The sequence below is a fragment of the Tahibacter aquaticus genome (genome assembly GCF_004363655.1).
GTDB classification, from domain to species: domain Bacteria; phylum Pseudomonadota; class Gammaproteobacteria; order Xanthomonadales; family Rhodanobacteraceae; genus Tahibacter; species Tahibacter aquaticus.
Window position 1 is genome coordinate 61,465 of sequence record NZ_SNZH01000006.1, and the last position, 14,185, is coordinate 75,649.

At 66.4% G+C, this 14,185-nt stretch carries 9 protein-coding genes; 7 read left to right on the forward strand and 2 right to left on the reverse strand.

Annotated features, from left to right (window positions below):
* The first annotated feature begins 84 nt into the window (after window positions 1-84).
* The 5 genes from DFR29_RS10990 to DFR29_RS11010 all read left to right on the forward strand — a co-directional run bounded on the left by DFR29_RS10990 (window position 85) and on the right by DFR29_RS11010 (window position 7,975).
* Window positions 85-1,941 carry a hypothetical protein gene (locus DFR29_RS10990; RefSeq protein WP_133818654.1) on the forward strand — a complete coding sequence of 619 codons (1,857 nt, stop codon included), beginning with the start codon at window positions 85-87 and terminating at the stop codon, window positions 1,939-1,941.
* Between the two features lie 108 nt (window positions 1,942-2,049).
* Window positions 2,050-3,909, forward strand: coding sequence for a hypothetical protein (locus DFR29_RS10995; protein WP_133818655.1), 1,860 nt, complete (start codon window positions 2,050-2,052; stop codon window positions 3,907-3,909).
* 8 nt (window positions 3,910-3,917) lie between these two features.
* Window positions 3,918-4,562 carry a hypothetical protein gene (locus DFR29_RS11000; protein WP_133818656.1) on the forward strand — a complete coding sequence of 215 codons (645 nt, stop codon included), beginning with the start codon at window positions 3,918-3,920 and terminating at the stop codon, window positions 4,560-4,562.
* Between the two features lie 23 nt (window positions 4,563-4,585).
* Window positions 4,586-5,782: a hypothetical protein gene (locus DFR29_RS11005; RefSeq protein ID WP_133818657.1), complete on the forward strand. Its 1,197-nt coding sequence runs from the start codon at window positions 4,586-4,588 to the stop codon at window positions 5,780-5,782.
* A 237-nt stretch (window positions 5,783-6,019) separates the two neighbouring features.
* Window positions 6,020-7,975, forward strand: a complete 1,956-nt coding sequence (locus tag DFR29_RS11010; protein ID WP_133818658.1) for a hypothetical protein — start codon at window positions 6,020-6,022, stop codon at window positions 7,973-7,975.
* A 54-nt stretch (window positions 7,976-8,029) separates the two neighbouring features.
* On the opposite strand, the gene DFR29_RS11015 is transcribed toward DFR29_RS11010, so the two are convergent.
* Complete coding sequence (locus DFR29_RS11015) at window positions 8,030-10,426, reverse strand: penicillin acylase family protein (protein ID WP_133818659.1); 2,397 nt, start codon at window positions 10,424-10,426, stop codon at window positions 8,030-8,032.
* A gap of 126 nt (window positions 10,427-10,552) precedes the next feature.
* Window positions 10,553-11,509, reverse strand: coding sequence for a LysR family transcriptional regulator (locus tag DFR29_RS11020; protein WP_133818660.1), 957 nt, complete (start codon window positions 11,507-11,509; stop codon window positions 10,553-10,555).
* 238 nt (window positions 11,510-11,747) lie between these two features.
* On the opposite strand from DFR29_RS11020, the gene DFR29_RS11025 reads away from it, so the two are divergent.
* Window positions 11,748-12,278 carry an RNA polymerase sigma factor gene (locus DFR29_RS11025; RefSeq protein ID WP_166654023.1) on the forward strand — a complete coding sequence of 177 codons (531 nt, stop codon included), beginning with the start codon at window positions 11,748-11,750 and terminating at the stop codon, window positions 12,276-12,278.
* Between the two features lie 212 nt (window positions 12,279-12,490).
* Window positions 12,491-14,113, forward strand: a complete 1,623-nt coding sequence (locus DFR29_RS11030) for a serine/threonine protein kinase (RefSeq protein ID WP_166654024.1) — start codon at window positions 12,491-12,493, stop codon at window positions 14,111-14,113.
* Window positions 14,114-14,185 lie beyond the last annotated feature (72 nt).

The following is a 14,185-nucleotide window of genomic DNA, read 5'->3' on the forward strand; positions in this document are numbered from 1 at the left end:
CACGGGTTCAAGGCCTTTCTAGGGGGCGTTCGGATGGGGTGGTGGCGTATCGGGCAGGCGTTCAGAGCCTTAGGCCTGCTGGGCATGTGGACGATAGCGGCGCTAGGCGGTTCGCCGTCGGCCCGCGCACTGGACTTCACCCCGCACGGTACCCAGCCGCTGCTGCAGACGCCGCTGGAAGAGAGTTCCAATTGCCAGGGCTGCCATCGCGGCACTTCCGCGCCGCACAACAGCCTGATGCCGTTCAGCAGCTGGGCCGGCTCGATGATGGCCAATGCCACGCGCGATCCCCTGTTCTGGGCTGCGCTCGATGTGGCGAACAAGGATTTCCCCGGCGCTGGCGACTATTGCCTGCGGTGTCATACGCCGTCGGGCTGGCTGGCTGGCCGCGTGGCCAAGAAAGGCGACGGCAGCAGTCAGCCGGCCAATGGCGCCAGCGGCTGCCAGCTCAATGGCGACTACAACGACAGCGACGGCTACCAGATGGACTACGGCGGCGTCGGCTGCCATTACTGCCACCGCATGATGCCGCATGGACCGCAGGGGCCGCAGGCACAGCCCTTCGCCATCGGCAACGGCAATACCTGGATCGACGATGCCGGCACCTGCATCACGCCCAGCGGCGACCAGTACGGCGGTCCCTGCCGGCGCGGCCCGTATGCCTATGTGAACTACAAGCTGGAGCCCCCGCACGGCTGGCAGCAGTCGCCGCTGCACGCGAGTTCCGATCTGTGCGGCACCTGCCATGACGTGTCCACGCCCGATACCGATGCCGGCCCGCTCAAGACCCTGGTGCTGGAAAACGGCACGGCGACGACGCGGCCGTTCCCGATCGAGCGCACGTATACCGAATGGAAGCGCAGCCTGTTCGCCGACCTGATCTTCCGCGACGGCATACAGGCTCCATCCGGCACGCCGGTGCTGACCAAGGCGCAGCAGTGCCAGGGCTGCCATATGCCGAACACCGACGATCCGCTGGCCCAGGCCTGCAATCTCAACCCGGAAGGGTCGCGCACGGGCAACATGCCGGTGCATACCTTTGTCGGTGCGAATACCTGGGTGCCGGCGATGATCAAGTCGCTTTACGGCGGCAGCGGCGGCCTGAATCGCAGCGGCGATTTCGACCGCACCATTGCCTGGGCCCGCGCCCTGCTGCAGTCCAGCGCCAAGGTGACCACCACGCTGACTGCGTTCACGCCGCCGGGTCCGTCCAGCCCCGGCCAGATCGGTGTACGCGTGCGCACGACCAATCTGAGCGGCCACAAGCTGCCGACCGGCTACGCCGAGGGCCGCCGCATGTGGCTCAATGTGAAAGTGTTCACTCCTTCCAATGTGCTGGTGGCCGAGAGCGGCGCTTTCGATGCGGCCAGCGGCGTGCTGGGCGAAGACAGCCAGATCAAGATCTACGAGGCGCTGCAGGGCATCTGGGACGCGACGCCGCCGGGCGTCTGCCGTACCGAATCCGGCGGCGTGAAGAAGTTCCATTTTGTGCTGAACAATTGCGTCGCCAAGGACAACCGCATTCCGCCGCTGGGTTTCCGCCCTGCCGCGGCCGGCGATGCCAACGGCGACGAAGTGCGCCCGGTCGGCTACAGCTATGCGGAAACCGCACCGGGGTCGGGCGAGCTGGTCAACTACGACGACACCGCGTACACGTTCGTGCTGCCGGCCGGCACGGCCTTGCCGGTGCGTATCGAGGCGAACCTGCAGCACCAGATTTCCAGCAAGGAATACATCGAATTCCTGCGCAACCAGGCCCAGGCGGCACCGGCTGTGCCGGCGGAGAACGTGCTGTGCAGCGGCGCGCCCGGCCGGCCCTTCAACGTAGGCCCGCAGAACCAGTCGCGGGGCGAGTTCATGTACTCGCTGTGGGCCAACCCGGCCTATGGCAAGTCCCCGCCCGAGACAGCGGCGACGGCGACGTTGATGGCAGGAAACTGACGCGGCGTCGCGAGACGGCTGCGGCGCGGGTGAGTGCAAACACAAAGTGCAGGACGCGCTTTTTTGTTCGGTAGGGAACCGCACCGGATCAGTGGGGGTGTGCGTGTGGTGACGTATTTTCGAGCGGTTGTGTTGCTGGCCTGGGTCGTCGTGCTGTCTGCTTTTGCGCAACCGGCGCCGGCCGTGGATTACACGCCGCATGGCACCCAGCCCGGCCTGCTCTGGAGCATCGAGCCGGCCGATGCCTGCGAAGGCTGTCATCGCGGTTCCTCACCGCAGGACGAGGCGCTGCTGCCCTACAACGCCTGGTCCGGATCGATGAAGGCCAATGCCGGCCGCGACCCGCTGTTCTGGGCCGCGCTGGACGTGGCCAATCGCGACATTCCCGGCGTCGGCGACTTCTGCCTGCGCTGCCACGCGCCGATGGCCTGGTTCGAAGGCCGCGTCTCCAAGACCGCCACGCCGGGCCAGACAGTCAACGGCGAAAACGGCTGCATGCTGCAGGGCAACTACGACCAGCCGGACTACAAAGGCAACGACTACGCCGGCATCAATTGCCAGTACTGCCACCGCATGATGCCGAAGGGGCCGGCCGGGCAGAGCGCGGCCATCGGCAGCTCGCGCCTGTGGCTGGACGACCAGACTCAATGCACCAACCCGGACGGCAGCACGTACGGCGGGCCCTGCCGGCGCGGGCCATATCGCTACAACTCCGGCAACGACCCGCTGGAGCCGCCGCACGGCTGGGTGCAGTCGTCTTTCCACGCTTCCGCCGAGATCTGCGGCAGCTGCCACAATGGCGATGCGCCGGAAACGCCGGCGGGTCCGGTCAATACGCTGATTCTCAACGACGGGACCGATACCGGGCAGATCTTCCCGCTGGAACGCACCTACAGCGAATGGCTGCGCAGTGATTTCGCCGACGCGATCTTCCGCGACCGCCTCGGTGATGCACTGACCACTCAGCCAGCACTGGCTCGCGGTGAAAACTGCCAGGATTGCCATATGCGCAGTTCCACCTCGCCCGATGCGCGCGCCTGCGTCAACAACCCGGCCGGTTCGCGCCAGGGCAATCTGCCGGTGCACGAATTCGTCGGCGCGAATACCTGGGTGCCGCGCCTGATCAAGGCCAAGTACGGCGGCCCCGGCCAGCTCGATCGCGAAAGCGCGTTCGACCGCACCATCGCCTGGGCGCGGGAAATGCTGACCGACCGCAGCGCCGATGTGGCCGTGACGCTGGATCCGTTCGTCGCCGGCCAGAGCACCTTGGTGGCCAAGGTGAAAGTGACCAACCTGAGCGGCCACAAGCTGCCTACCGGCTATGGCGAAGGCCGGCGCATGTGGCTCAACGTGGTGGCGCGCGATGCGGCCAACCAGGTCGTGTTCGAAAGCGCCGCCTACGACACGGCAACGGCCGTGCTGAGCGAAGACAGCCAGGCGCGCATCTACGACATACAGCAGGGCATCTGGGACAGTGCCAGCAGCACCTGCAAGGTGGCCGACGCGCTGGGACGCAAGCAGTTCCACCTGGTACTCAACAACTGCATCGCCAAGGACACGCGCATCCCGCCGCTGGGTTTCCGTGGCGGCAGCGATCCAACCCTGCGCCCGGTAGGGCGGGTGTATCCGCCGACGGCGCCCGGTTCGGACCGCCTGGTCAATTACGACCTGGCCACCTACGCGATCGCGGTGCCACCGGGAACCGCACTGCCGATCACGGTCAAGGCCACACTGAAACACCAGATCGCCAGCCGCGACTACATCGAGTTCCTGCAGCGCGAAGCCGCGCTAGGCAGCATTCCCGCCGAGAACACCCTGTGCAGTGCATCGCCGGAACGGCCGTTCGACGTCGGTCCGCAGAACGTCAATCGCGGGCAGTACCTGTACGACCTCTGGAATGACCCTGCCCTCGGCAAATCGCCGCCCGAGGACATGCGCAGTGCCGCGGCGAGCACCGGAAGCCGTTGATGTTGTCCATGTCTATTACTTTGCGCTTTGTTCTGTCCTTGCTGGCTGCCGGCCTGCTGGCCGCCTGTGCCAGCGTGCCGCCGCGCGAAACGGCGGCTGCCGCCAAGGCGCCGCCGGGCGGCCTGTCGGGTACGGCCGGCGAAGCGGGGCCAGGCCTCAGTGCCTCGCGGGCTTCCCGCGACATCCAGCTGCCGGCCATCGTGGCGATACGGCGCTATGACGACGTGTTTCGCGAAAACGGCGCCGACGTGCCGGTCACCGTCGAATATGCCTGGGACTATTCCCGCGGCGTCGGCATTGAGCGCGTTTATGCCCGCGGCGGCGCGCTGCGCAGCCAGCGCGACCTGCCCAACCAGACCATGAACTTCACCGATACCGAGATGGAGCTGGCCTTCGCACTCGCCCGCGAAGACCAGCGCCTGAGCAGGGTACTGGCCGAGCCCGGGCTGAATTTCTACGCCGGCTTTGCCTATCTCGACGCGCGCGATGCGGACTGCAGCCGCGGCTCGCGCTGCGTGCACGTGATCGTATCCGGTGGCGCCGACGGCGAGCGCGCCGTTGCCCACGCCATCGTCGACCTGATGCAGCGCAAGGTCGTACACCCCTTCTACGGCACCGACAACCCGGCGCCTGTCTCGCAAATACACCCGTGAAGCCCTCGATCCAAGGAACTCCCATGAAGACTGCTTATCTCGTGCGTGCAATGGCCGTGCTTGTGCTCGGCGGGTTCAGCGCCTCGCTGCTCGCCGCCCATCCGAATTGCGCCGTGTCCGGCGGCACCTTGCTGAAATGGCCGGCGACCGGCCCGGCAGTATGGGAAATGTGCTGGCTGGCGCCGGGCAGCAGCTCGGGCGTACAGGGCTCGGGCCTGGAAGTGCGCGATGTCTATTACAAGGGCATCCAGGTGGCCAAGCGCTTTCATTCGCCGATCCTGTTTGCCGAATACCGCAATGGTTCCGGCGGCGACTGCTACCGCGACTGGAAGGACGCCAACGCGAAATTCGCCGCGACCCCGGCCGTGCGCAACCAGCTCGGCGTGCCCGGCAGCTTCCTCGCCACGACGACCTGCGACATCTCCAAGGATGCGACGGCTTCGCACGGCACCTGTCCCTTCAGCAACCTGTCGCCGAATCCCTTCGTCAATGCCGACTGCCAGGCCAGCGGCGTGGCGATCGAAGACCGCACCAATGCGCTCAACCCGGAGGACAGCTATGTACTGCTGACCACGCAGTACTCGGCCAGCTGGTACCAGTACGCCAGCCGTATCGCGTTCTATGCCAACGGCGACATCAATCCCGAATTCGGCTACGGCAACTCCAACGGCACCTACAACAACGTCACCCACTGGCATCACAACTACTGGCGCCTGGACTTCGACATCGCCGGTGCCGCGCACGACCAGATCTCCGCCAACGGCGTGCTCAAGCCAACGGAATTCACCGACCTGCGCAGCCTGACCGGCGGTCCCGGCGGCGGACCGACCTACTGGGAAATCAGCGACAGCGTGCAGAACTTCGGTTTCCGCATCACCTCGGGTGCTGGCGACTACACGCCGGTGAACGAATCCGGCCGCGGGCTGCATACCGTCGACGTGATCGGCACCAAGTTCATCAACAACGAGTTTTCCGACAAGGCCGACAACAACCTCAGCGATTGCCAGATGGTTGCGTCCAATCTTGCCAACGGCGAGAGCCTCGCCGATACCGACGTGGTGTTCTACTACACGGCGAGCGTGCGCGATTCCACGTCGAACAACTGGCCTACCTCGGGCAGTGGCGCGATTCCGCAGGATTCGATGGTCTGCAAGAAAGTGGGGCCGCTGATCACGCCGGTCGGCGACTGGCCGCTGTTCCGCGACACCTTCGAGCCGTGATCGTGCTCGACACGGTATTTCGCTGGTGAGATAAAGCCACACGTTGAAACGCAATCGAAATGGTCGCCCGGCTGCCGATGTCGGCCGGGCGATGCCAGGGATTTTGCCGGGGCAGGGCGCAGATACCTATCAGAGGCAGCGATGAACAATCGGACCCGAGCGTGTTTACTGGTTCTGGCGCTGGGGGCGCCGGCAATTCCTGTAGTGGCCAGCACTGCCACGCAACAGGTGGCAGCGATGCAGACCTGGACTGCGCAGGGTGGCGACCTCGGCTTTATCTGGAACGAGGATCTGCTGCGTGATCTGGGCGTCGGCATCAAGGACGCCGTACGTGTCGGCGACGCTGACAGCCGTGGCTTCATCGCCGTGCCGCTGCGCGACCAGACCGGTCTTAGCTTTGCCGTCAGCAGTACCAATTTCGACCATTTCACCGCCGGCAGGCTGACCCTGCGCGGCGGCTTCACGCTGAAGACCCCGGATGGGGAGATTTCCCTGGTTGATGCGTCGCTGCGTCCGCGCGCCGGCGATGCGCAGACCCTGGACCTGGTCGATGCCGCCGGCAAGACCTGGTTCTATCTGGACAAGCTGATGTATTCGGTGGCCGAGGATGGCCGCCGTATCGATGTGCAGACCATGGACCTGCGCCTGCATCCGGATCTCGCCAAGCGTCTGGGCAAGCCGCAGGTCGCCGACTGGGCCGTGGCGCAGCTGCGCATGAACCTGGATGTGCGCGCCCAGGACGGCCAGTACATCCGCATCGTGCAGGCCGAACCGGTCTGGCCGGGCACGCCGGTGCCAGACGTGCCGAATGCCACCTACGAAGCCGACGTCTTCATGCTCAGCTTCAATGCACAGTATTCGCGCTGTACCAGTTCGCTGAGCAATACCAACCTGACCTGCGACGGCCCGGCCGGCACAACCGACGGCTATGCGGTGTTCACGCCGTCTTCTACACTCAGAAACAATGTAAACAATGGAACGGCGGCGGAAACGGTAGCCGGCGATCCCAACGGCACCAGCGCGGCACTGTATACCGCCGACGTGGCCTGGTACCGCAAGTTCACCGGTTCGCGTCCGCCCTACGACAACGACCAGCATCCGAACCTGGTCTGGAACCTGTACCGCGTGCAGAACGGCCGCATCGAGCAGATCGGACGCTCGGGCATGAAGCATGCCTTCGTCACCACCAACGGCGGCTGTTCCGCCGGCCCGGGCAGCGGCGGCAGCACCGGCGCGATTCTCGGCCGTTCCTGCTCCGATACCTACGGCACCGGCAACAACGACAGCAACGGCGACCTCGGTCCGCGCAGCGAACTGGTGCCGGCGACCGGCGAGTGGGGCCGCTGCGGTTCCATCTTCGATCCGAACTGCGACCTGACCGCCGACGGCAACGGCAACGGCAACTACAGCCAGCGCATGATCGTGCGCGAATCGCAGCTGGCTGCCGGCGGAACCTACTATTTCGAGTCCTGGTACATCGTCCGCGACGACGTGAACCCCTACAACACCATGGCCTCGCGTCCGGTCACTTTCAGTTACTCGGGCAGCGGCCCCTGGTCCATCGGCAATGGCTCGCCGATGCTGCTGGGACCGGTGATCAACCGCTGGATCAGTCCGACGACGACCGACCCGAACAAGAAAAATGTGGAAATTGCCAGCAAGGAAGGGCATACCCGCGTCGCAGTCTCGGCGACCGACCTGGGCGGCGGCCAGTGGCGCTACGACTACGCCGTGATGAACGTGGATTTTGCCCGCGCCGCGACCCAGGGCACCGGCAAGTACAGCGACGATACCGATCCCACGCAGCGCTTCCGCGTCATCCACAACATGGGTTACGACCGTTTCAGCGTACCGCTGCCGGTGGGCGTCAGCGCGGCGTCGTTCGAGTTCAACGACGGCGATCTGGACACGGCAAACAATTGGACCGCCGCCGTCGCTGACGGCAGCCTGACGTGGACGGCTCCGGTCAATCCGACACCGGCCGTCGGTGTGCCGGCGGTGCTCAACCCGCTGAGCTGGGGCACGCTGTATCGCTTCTCCTTCGTCAGCAGCCAGTCGCCGGGCGCGGCCGAGGTTGCCCTGCATGTGGCCCAGTCAGGCAGCCCGGACGCGTATACCGCGTCCAGTCTTGCCCCGGCAGCGCCCGTGTCGGAGGAGATCTTCGCGGACGATTTCCAGTTGGCTACGCCCTGAGCCGATAGGCGGCAAAGACCTGCCGTGGCGGTCCAGGCATGGATCGCCGCGGTATTACGGCTGCGGCGGCAGCAGCCGCAACTGATGCACCGTCGTACCCGGCAACAGCGGCGTCGGCTTGCCCTGCACCCAATCCGCATGACCCGCGCCATGGAACGGCGACAGGGGATGCCCGCTCTGTCCGCCTGGCATCATCAGATAGCTTTCCGCCTCGTGCCCTGGCGCAATCGCAAAGCGCTGCGACGCACCGAAATCCGGCCCCTGTACACGCGGCATATTGCTGTCGCCGGGCAGTGCCTCGGCCGGCATGTCGAGCCAGCGGCCGAGGAAGCCCGGCAGCGCGCGGGACAGGGGATGACGGATGCGGGCGACATTGCGGCTGCCCCAGCTGGCCCGGGCCAGCGGCGTGCCGTCCTGAGTCAGTGCGGCCACCGTGCTGCGCGCCGCGGCCAGCAGCAGTGCGTTCCAGTCGGCGTGCTGCGAGGCCAGCAGGTGTAGCGGCTTTTGTTGCAGCAATGTCCACACGGTTGCTTCGTAGCTTTGTGCGGGCGGCAGCTCGAATTCGCTGTAGTGCTGCTTGACCAGAGCCTCGAACGGCGCCAGCACGGCGGCGATGGTCTGCTGGCGGAATTCCCGCACCAGGGTGTAATCGACCGCATCGACGCCGGCGCGGCCGCTCCAGCGCGCACTCAGGCGCTTGAGTTCGGCCAGATCCGCGTCGTCGTTGGCGGCCAGCGTCTGCGCCAATAGCGCATGCCAGGGGGCGAGGAATTCGGCGCGGTCGTCCAGCTGTACCGCCAGCAGGTCGGCCGGGGCGAATTGCGTGCGTGCGAGCAGGTCGTCGCGGATCTGGCGCTGGCGTGCGCCCAGGTCGTAGCCGCCATCGCCCTGCAGGGCGAGCCAGTCGCCGTCGATGGTGCGTGCATTGGCGCTCCACAGGCGTGCGTTCGGCGGATCGAGCAGGCGCGGATAGTCGGCCACGTCGACCCAGCCCGACCAGCCTTTGCCGTCTTCGCTCCAGTCCGCCGGCTGGCTGGCATCGAAACCCTGGCGCCGCGGCAGCGCATTGCCGGTCAGGGTCCAGCCGATATGGCCGGCGCTGTCGCCGACCACGAAATTCTGTACTGGCATGCCCATGGTCGGCGCGATCGCCAGCGCCTGCGTGACATCGCGCGCGGTTTCCAGATGCAGCAATTGCAGATTGAGCGCGCGCGGCTGATGCGCCGTCCAGGCCAGCGCCAGCGGCGTGCCGTCGACATCGCGCGCGGTGATCGGACCCCAGCGTGTTTCGTCGATCAGCAGGGTTTCGCCAGGTGCGCTGCCGCTGCGCAGCACTTCCGCATGGCGCTGCAGTTTTTCCCAGCCCTGCGGCGTGCGGTAGCGCGTCGGATCGGCCGGGTCGATCTGTACGCGCACCCAGTCGGTCCAGTCGCCGTAGGAATTGGTAAAGCCCCAGGCGATATGGCCGTTGCTGCCGGCGACCAGGGCTGGCGTGCCGGGCAGGGTGAGTCCGTTCAGATCGACCGTGCCGCCGGCCTGGGTCGGGTCGGGATAGCGCAGCCGCGCGCGATACCAGATATTCGGCACGCGCAAGGTCAGATGCATATCGTCGGCGACCAGGGCTGCGCCGTTGCCGGTCAGGCTGCCGGCGACAGCGAAATTATTGCTGCCGGGTAACTGGCCGACTACGTCGTCGTCCAGCCTGGCCACGGCTGTTGTCTGTGCCGGCGTGGCGGTGGGCAGGCGGCGCAGATCGATCACCTCGGGCCCGGGCAGTGCCGCGGCCGGCAACACTTCGCCACGCAGCGGCGCATCCCAGGGCGAGCCGGGCTGGATCAGGAAGTCGTACAGCGGCGGCGGCACGCTGGCCTTGAGCCGTGCCAGGTTCAGTTCGCGCTTGTTGGCGCCGTCGCGGTTCAGGTCGAAATACATGGCGTAGATGACCAGGGCCGAGTCTTCCCGCGTCCAGGCTGCCGGGGACTGGCGCAGCAGCAGGTATTCCCAGGGGCGTACGCGCAATTCGGCCAGGCCGGCATTGGCGCCGTCGCGATACGCATCGAGCAGATCCAGCTGCTCTGCCGGCAATTGCGCCAGCGCGATGGCGGCGCGGGCGCGGAAGCGGTGCTGGCGATGGCGCCGGTCCAGCGGCAGTGCCTGGTCGCCGAACAGTTCCGCCAGCTCGCCGGCGGCGGAGCGGCGTAGCAGGTCCATCTGGAAGTAGCGTTCCTGCGCGTGCACATAGCCCAGTCCCCAGGCCAGGTCGCGGCGGTTGTCGGCGGCCAGGGTGGCGGTGCCGAGGGCATCCCGCTCGATCAGCACGGGCTTGGCTACGCCGGCGATGCTGTCGCCGTCGAGCTTGGCCAGGCTGCCCCAGAGCAACACGCCGGCGCCGAGCAGCAGGGCAACAATCAGTACCACAAGATATTTCAGCAGGCGGCGTAGCAGTCGCATGGCGGCAGGGATGGCTCGTACAGGGAAGAGGGGCGGCGAACACGGGGCCGGCGCCGCCGGATCTTACGGTGTCCGCATTGCTGCGCGGATATGCCGCGACCATTTCGATCGTGGCGTGCGCCGCAACTATTGCTGCGTGCGCTGCCGCTGGCGTGCCTGCGCTGCCACCAGGGCGTCGTCGGCCACGCCGACGGCTGCGTCCAGGCCGACGCGGTCGGTGCGCAGCAGCGGCGGGCAATGCGTCAGCAGGTCGTCGATCACCGCCTGCTGCAGGCGCGTGTAATACGGCTGGTGGTGGTAGTGCAGGAATACCGGCACATCGAACGGCTTGAAGCCTGGCACGATGCGCACCGGAATGGACGGATCGAGCAGATGCACCGGCACGACGGCGCGGCCTATGCCCTCGGCCACCGCGTCGATCAGCCCGTAGATATCGTCGAAATACGCGCGTTCCATGCGCGGCACGGTGGAACCGGTCTGGCTGAGGAAAAACTTCTCGGTGAAATTGTCGCGCGGATCATGGTCGATGAAGCAGCTGTCGCGCATCGAGAACTGCGAGGACTCGATCAGCACGTCGCGCTCGATGCCCAGCTGCACGTTCTCGATGCCGGCACGCTCGCATTCGGACAAACTAATACAGAAATCCACTTTGCCGTCGATCAGCATCTCGTGCAGTACCTCCACTTCGGCCTTGGCCGCATGGCAGGAAAGCTTGGGGTTGGCGCGGAGCACTGGGCCCAGCGCCGGCAGTACGATCGAGCGCAGGGCCGAGGAAAAGGTCACGATGCGGAAGAAGCCGGCGAGCTGGCCGGTGCGTTCGCCGACCAGGCTGGCCAGCAGTTCGGTCTCCTGGTGTTCCAGCGCGGCGCCGTAGCGCTGCAGGGTGCGGCCGCTCTCGGTCAGTTCCAGCGCGCCGTACTGGCGGATGAGCAAGGATTGGCCAAGCAGCGACTCGAGGTTCTGGATACGCTTGGTCAGTGCTGGCTGGGTGATATGCAACAGGTCGGCTGCTCGCGAGAAGTTCAGCTCGCGGGCGAGGACCAGGAACGACTCCAGCAATGGCGACGACAGCGGCAGGCGCATCGATTTGGCAGTCCTTGCATGAACTTCCGCACACTATAACTTCAGGTTATCGGTGGATACACAGCTTTCATTGGTCAGGCTATTCCGCCATGTGGCATTGTGCAAATCGGGGCTATACATGGGTGAGGGAACGATGGCTGCTTCCAGTCTTGCGCGAGTTCTTCCGTTCGGTCGGCGCGATGCCGACAGACCGATACCGCTCCCTAGCAGCGAGCCTACCGAAGTTCTGATCCGCCGCGTGCGTTCCGGCGAAAATTTCGCCCGCGATGCACTGATGCGGCGTTTCCTGCCGCTGCTGCGGCAATGGGCGCACGGCCGCCTGCCACGCGCCGCGCGCGATCTGCACGAGACCGAAGACCTGGTCCAGCTGGCGCTGATGCGCGCGCTGCGCCAGATCGATCATTTCGAAAGCGAAGGCCCGGGCAGTTTCCTGGCTTATCTGCGCCAGATACTGCTCAACCAGGTGCGCGACGAAGTGCGCCGCCTGATGCGCCGTCCCGAAAGCACCGAGCTGGACACCGAGATGGCTGACAGCGATCTGCCTTCGCCGGTAGAACAACTGGTCGGACACGAACGCCTGCGCGCCTACGAGGCTGCCCTGGCCAGCCTGCCCAAGCGCCAGCAGGGGCTGGTGGTGATGCGGCTGGAATTCGGCATGAGCTATCCGGAAATCGCCAGCGAAGTCGGTAGTTCGCCCGATGCGGTGCGCGTGATGGTTGCGCGCGCCCTGGTGCAACTGGCCGGTGCGCTGAAGCCGCACCAGGCCTGAGTCATGCGCTGCTGGCCCTGTTGCTGGCCAGCCCTGGCAATCCGTCGCGAGCGGACGCCGGCCCGGTTTACGGGCCGAAGCGGCCGCTACGCCGGTTGTTGCGGGCCCTCCTTGGTGATGCCGTTCACACTTCCCGACTGCGGTATGTTCTGATGGACCGCTCGCCTACGTTATTGGGTGGGACGCCCGCACAGCACGGGCAGGGGGTGGCAATGACAGGCGACAAGCACGATCTCGAGCGGATCGCTACCGGCATTGCCGACGATGCGGCATTGGACTGGCGCCTGCTGGCCAGGCTCGACGGCGAGTCCGCCGATGCTGGCGAAGGCCTGCGCGAACTATCCCAATTGGCACAAGTATTCCGCGGCCTGCAGATCCGGCCCGAGCGCACCGGCCATCCGCGCGTGCAGTTCCGCTTTGCCAATCTCGATGTGCTGGAAAAGATCGGCGAGGGCGCCCAGGGCGAAGTCTGGCGCGCCTACGATTCCATGCTCGACCAGGAGGTCGCGCTGAAGCTGCGCCGGGTCGATTGCGATGCCCTGTCTCATCAGTTTCTGGCCGAAGGCCGCCGCCTGGCCAAGCTGCGTCATCCGAATATCGTCAGCGTCTACGGCGCGGCGGCCGAAGACGGCCGCGTCGGCCTGTGGACAGAACTGGTGCGCGGACGCAGCCTGGCCGAACTGCTGCAGCAGGACGGTGTATTCGCTGCCGCCGACGTGGTGCAGGTCGGCATCGAGCTGTGCCGGGGCCTGGCCGCGGTACACCGGTTGGGCCTGACCCATGGCGACGTCAAGGCGGAAAACGTGCTGCGCGACGTGAGCGGCCGCATCGTCCTGGCCGATTTCGGCGCGGCGCGCGAATTCGAACGCGATCCTGGCTTCGCCACGGTGTCGGGCACGCGCCAATACCTCGCGCCGGAAATACTGGCCGGCGACAACGCCGTGCCCGCCAGCGACCAGTACGCGCTGGCCGTGCTGCTGTATCGCCTGCTCACCGGCGTCTATCCCTACAGCGGCGAAGATCTGGACGAACTGCGCCGGCAGCAGCTGGCCCAGGCGTACAAGCCGCTGCGCGAATTGCGCCCGTATCTGCCGCGTGCACTGGCCCGGGCCATCGAGCGCGGCCTGGCGAGCGATCCGAACCGCCGCCATGCCGGCGTGCTGGTGTTCCTCGCCGCCCTGGAGGCCAGCCTGCGGCCCTGGCGGCCGCAGGCGCTGCACTGGGCGGCCCTGGCGGCTACGCTATTTGTTGCCTTTGTCGCTTTTGTCGGCATGCTGTGGCGCGCCATGCCGGTGGCGGAATTCAAGCTCGACAGCCATTTCTATCGCGACGCGGGCGGCCAGCGCGAACGCCTCGGCGATGGTGCGCCGATTGCGCTCGGCGACAAGCTGCGGCTGGAAGTCGCCGCGGCGCAGCCGACCTGGGTCTATGTGTTCAACGACGATGGCTCGCCCGAGCCCACCGTGCTGTATCCGCTGCCCGGCGTCACGCCGGGCAATCCGCTCAAGCCCGGTACGCGCTGGCAACTGCCGGGTCACGACGGGGTCACTGGCCTGAGCTGGCAGGTGGACAGCGAGGCCGAGCGCGAAACCTTCGTCGTGATCGCATCGAGCACACCGCTGGACCTGGTCGAGACACGCATCGCGCAATGGCAGCGCGCGGTCACGCCGGAGACGGCGCTGGTGTCGCGCGGTGTCGGCCGGCTGGCACCGGTCAGCAGCGCGGCGTCGGCCGAAGGCACCAACCTGGCCGGCCTGTGGCAGCGCCTGGGCTGCGACACGGCCACAGCGGTGCTGCGCTGTGAGCGCTTCGTGTTTCCACACAGCCACAGGTAGGAGAAGATCCGCAGCGGTAGATGCCGGTCGGTGCGCACGTCGCTGCCGATCGCATCACGGCCTATCCGTCCA

Coding starts and splice junctions, on each gene's coding strand:
- DFR29_RS10990 (WP_133818654.1), top strand. CDS start 85: ATGTGGACGATAGCGGCGCTAGGCGGTTCGCCGTCGGCCCGCGCACTG.
- DFR29_RS11000 (WP_133818656.1), top strand. CDS start 3,918: ATGTCTATTACTTTGCGCTTTGTTCTGTCCTTGCTGGCTGCCGGCCTG.
- DFR29_RS11005 (WP_133818657.1), top strand. CDS start 4,586: ATGAAGACTGCTTATCTCGTGCGTGCAATGGCCGTGCTTGTGCTCGGC.
- DFR29_RS11010 (WP_133818658.1), top strand. CDS start 6,020: ATGCAGACCTGGACTGCGCAGGGTGGCGACCTCGGCTTTATCTGGAAC.
- DFR29_RS11015 (WP_133818659.1), bottom strand. CDS start 10,426: ATGCGACTGCTACGCCGCCTGCTGAAATATCTTGTGGTACTGATTGTT.
- DFR29_RS11020 (WP_133818660.1), bottom strand. CDS start 11,509: ATGCGCCTGCCGCTGTCGTCGCCATTGCTGGAGTCGTTCCTGGTCCTC.
- DFR29_RS11030 (WP_166654024.1), top strand. CDS start 12,491: ATGACAGGCGACAAGCACGATCTCGAGCGGATCGCTACCGGCATTGCC.